Origin of the sequence: Nioella sp., from assembly GCF_964229645.1 — a bacterium.
In the GTDB taxonomy this organism is placed as follows: domain Bacteria; phylum Pseudomonadota; class Alphaproteobacteria; order Rhodobacterales; family Rhodobacteraceae; genus Nioella.
In genome coordinates this window covers 1-3,446 of sequence record NZ_CAXREX010000087.1, presented here as the reverse complement: position 1 = coordinate 3,446, position 3,446 = coordinate 1, and the positions used below count along the sequence as shown (strand labels likewise).

At 63.5% G+C, this 3,446-nt stretch carries 2 protein-coding genes and 1 pseudogene; all 3 read right to left on the bottom strand.

Going from position 1 to position 3,446, the window contains the following annotated elements; genetic code table 11:
* Positions 1-227 (bottom strand): annotated as a pseudogene (locus ACEQXV_RS05975) (4-(cytidine 5'-diphospho)-2-C-methyl-D-erythritol kinase); the annotation flags it as partial.
* A complete protein-coding gene (locus ACEQXV_RS05970; protein ID WP_370268302.1) occupies positions 224-1,918 on the bottom strand; it encodes a tetratricopeptide repeat protein in 1,695 nt (564 codons plus the stop codon). The gene ACEQXV_RS05970 and the pseudogene ACEQXV_RS05975, both read right to left, overlap by 4 nt.
* A gap of 108 nt (positions 1,919-2,026) precedes the next feature.
* Positions 2,027-3,446: electron transfer flavoprotein-ubiquinone oxidoreductase (locus ACEQXV_RS05965; RefSeq protein ID WP_370268301.1), on the bottom strand; the 1,420-nt coding region annotated here is incomplete at its 5' end.

Here is a 3,446-nt window from a genome sequence, read left to right as displayed (position 1 = left end):
CCAACGAGGGCAGCCGCCTGAAGAACTCGGTTGGAAGGCCCGACGGGAACCCCGTCGGCCAATGGCCCGGTGATCGAGAGCGACAGGTCAGGTGCGGGCTCGAAGGTCAGTTCATCCCCAAGGCCCGCAAAGACAACGAGCGAGTCGAGCAGGTGATACCCGTCCGCGCGCTGGCCCGTGACGTGAAGGGCGAGATTGATCTTGGCCGGGGCTTTTTCGCGGATCACGGGGCGGTCTCGGCCTCTCGGGCCAGCACGGCGTCCAGCCCGATTTCCAGCTTCAGCCGGATGCGCTCTGCCTCGCTTTCTTCGGGTTCGAAGGACAGGGCGCGGCTCCACTGGAACTCCGCTTCGCGGAAACGGCCAACCATCCAGTAGACGTCGCCAAGGTGGTCATTGACGATCGGATCATTGGGCAGAAGCTCTACCGCGCGCTCCATCGGCGACACAGCCTCTTCGAACCGGCCAAGGCGGTAGAATACCCACCCGAGCGAGTCGACGATGTAGCCGCTATCGGGGCGCGCCGATACCGCGCGCTGGATCATGTCCAAGGCCTCGTCGAGATTGCGGTTCTGTTCCACCAGCGAGTAGCCAAGGTAGTTCAGCACGTTGGGTTGGTCGGGTTCCAGCTCCAGCGCGGCACGGAAGTCGGCCTCGGCCTCGTCCCACATGTCCGACCGCTCATAGCTGATCGCCCGCGCGTAGAGCAGGAACCAGTAGCGTTGCTGGCTGAGGTCAACGAGGTCAACGGCGGCGGAATAGGCGGCAATGGCTTCGTCGAACCGTTCCAGCCGGCGCAACGCATCGCCAAGCGCGGTGTGAACCGCAGTGAGGTCGGGGTAATCCCGTGCGAGCGCCGACAGGACCTCGACCGCGGCATCGCGGCGGCCAAGCTGGAACAGTGCCTCGGACCGGCCCATTTCGGCCTCGACGAACAGCGGGTTGTCGCGCGGCACCTCGGCATAGGCTTCGGCGGCCATCTGGTATTGTTCGGCGTCGCTCAGGATGTCGCCTGCCAGGACGGCGGAATGCACATGGCCGGGATCGATGAAATGCGCGGCGCGGGTGTAGATCAGAGGGAGCGTGGTGCCCGCATCCGTCCCGAGCGCCCGAGCCAGCGAGAAAAAGACCTCTGCCATGCCCTGTTCGGGGGCAACGATGAAGTCATAGGGCCGGGTCGGATCGGCCGCGATTGCGTCACGCAACACAAACAGGGTTTCGTCGGCATCGCGGGTCAGGGCGACATCCAGCAGTTGCAGCGCGGCATCGGATCGGTCCAGCTGCACCAACACCTGCGCATGGGCCTGCACGCCGCGTGTCGACACCTGGAGGGGGCCGAATTCATCGCCCGAGAAAATCGCGTCCGCCCCTTCGAAATCTCCGACCGAAGCGCGAGCGAGGGCCAGCTGATAGGGCACCAGACCCGCGAGCGGGTTGTTGGTTTCAACCATCGTGGTGAAGGTCTCATTGGCGCGGCTCATGTCGCCTTCAGCCAGGTAAAGCCAGGCCTCCAGCAGCGGGTCGATCAGGGGGCCCGCGCCGGTAATGGTCGCCGCTGCCGTTGCGGCCTCCGAGAATTCTCCATCGCGAATGCGCATCACCTGTTCGATCAGGTTGGCGAAATCCCGATCGGTCGCTTCGGTGGGAATGCGGGCGGCATATTCCGCTGCCGTGCTCCAATCACCGATGGCCGCAAGGGCCAGCAGCACATCACCAAGGATCATCTGGTTGTCGGGATCGGCAGCAAGCACCCGCTGAAACTGCACCGCAGCTTCCCTGTGATCGCCCGAAAGTGCCGCGCTGCGCGCCGCCAGGTAAGCCCCCGCCAGGCCGGGTTCCAGGTCCACGGTCGTCTGCGCCGCGGCGGGGCCGGACAGGCCCAGGCCGATAATCAACGCCAGGCGGGAAAGGATGCTCATCGAAATCTCCTGCTCAATCCACGGTCGAGATTAGGAGGGCCATGGCCCGGACGCAATGCGGGGCGCCCGTTTGGGCGCCCCGTTTTTTGCTTCCTGTCAGGGAAGTGATCACATGTTCGGGTAATTCGGTCCGTCGCCGCCCTGCGGGGTGACCCAGTTGATGTTCTGGCTGGGGTCCTTGATATCGCAGGTCTTGCAGTGAACGCAGTTCTGGAAGTTGACCACGAAACGCGGCTCGGCCCCTTCTTCGCGGATCACTTCGTAGACGCCGGCCGGGCAGTAACGCTGCGCCGGTTCATCATATTTCGGCAGGTTGACCGAGATCGGAATGCCCGCGTCCTTCAGCTGAAGGTGTGCCGGCTGGCTTTCCTCGTGATTGGTCATCGAGAAGCTGACATTGGTCAGGCGGTCGAAACTGATCTTCCCATCCGGACGCGGATACTCGATCACCTTGTGCTTGCTGGCTTCCTCGGTTGCGGCGGCGTCGGTCTTGCCGTGCTTCATGGTGCCGAAGAAAGAGAAGCCGAAAAGGTTGTTGGTCCACATGTCGAGCCCGCCGAAGACGAGCGAAGCCGTCAGACCCCATTTCGACCACATCGGTTTGACGTTGCGCACCTTCTTGAGGTCCTTGCCGATCGGGCCGGTGCGAACTTCGGCCTCATAGCTGGTCAGCTCGTCGCTGCTTCGGCCCGCCTTGATTGCCTCATAGGCAGCCTCGGCCGCGGCCTTGCCCGACAGCATGGCGTTGTGGTTGCCCTTGATGCGCGGCACGTTGACCATGCCGACCGAACAGCCAAGCAGCGCGCCGCCGGGGAACACCATCTTGGGCATCGACTGGTAGCCGCCCTCGGAAATCGCGCGCGCGCCATAGGCCACGCGCTTGCCGCCTTCCAGAAGCTCGGCCACCATCGGGTGATGCTTGAAGCGCTGGAATTCCATGTAGGGGAAGAGGTGCGGGTTCTTGTAGTTCAGGTGCACCACGAAGCCGACGTAAACCTGGTTGTTTTCCAGGTGGTAGATGAACGAGCCACCGCCCGCGTTCGAGCCGAGCGGCCAGCCCATGGTGTGGGTCACAGTGCCCTCGCGATGCTTCGCCGGGTCGATTTCCCAGATTTCCTTCATGCCAATGCCGAATTTCTGCGGGCAATGGCCGTGAGATAGGTCGTATTTCGCGATGACTTCCTTGGCGAGCGAGCCGCGAACGCCTTCGGACAGGAACACGTATTTGCCGTGCAGTTCCATCCCCGGCTCGGTGTCCGGCCCGATGGAGCCATCGGCTTCCAGCCCGAAGACGCCGGCCACGACGCCCTTCACCCGGTCGCCGTCATAGACCAGTTCCGACGCGGCCATGCCGGGGAAAATCTCGACACCCAGTTCCTCGGCCTGTTCGGCCATCCAGCGGCAGACATTGCCCATCGAAACGATGTAGTTGCCGTGGTTGTTCATGAGCGGCGGCATCGGGAAGTTCGGCACGCGCAGCTGGCCCGCGGGGCCGAGCACGTAGAAGTTGTCTTCCTTCACTGGCGTA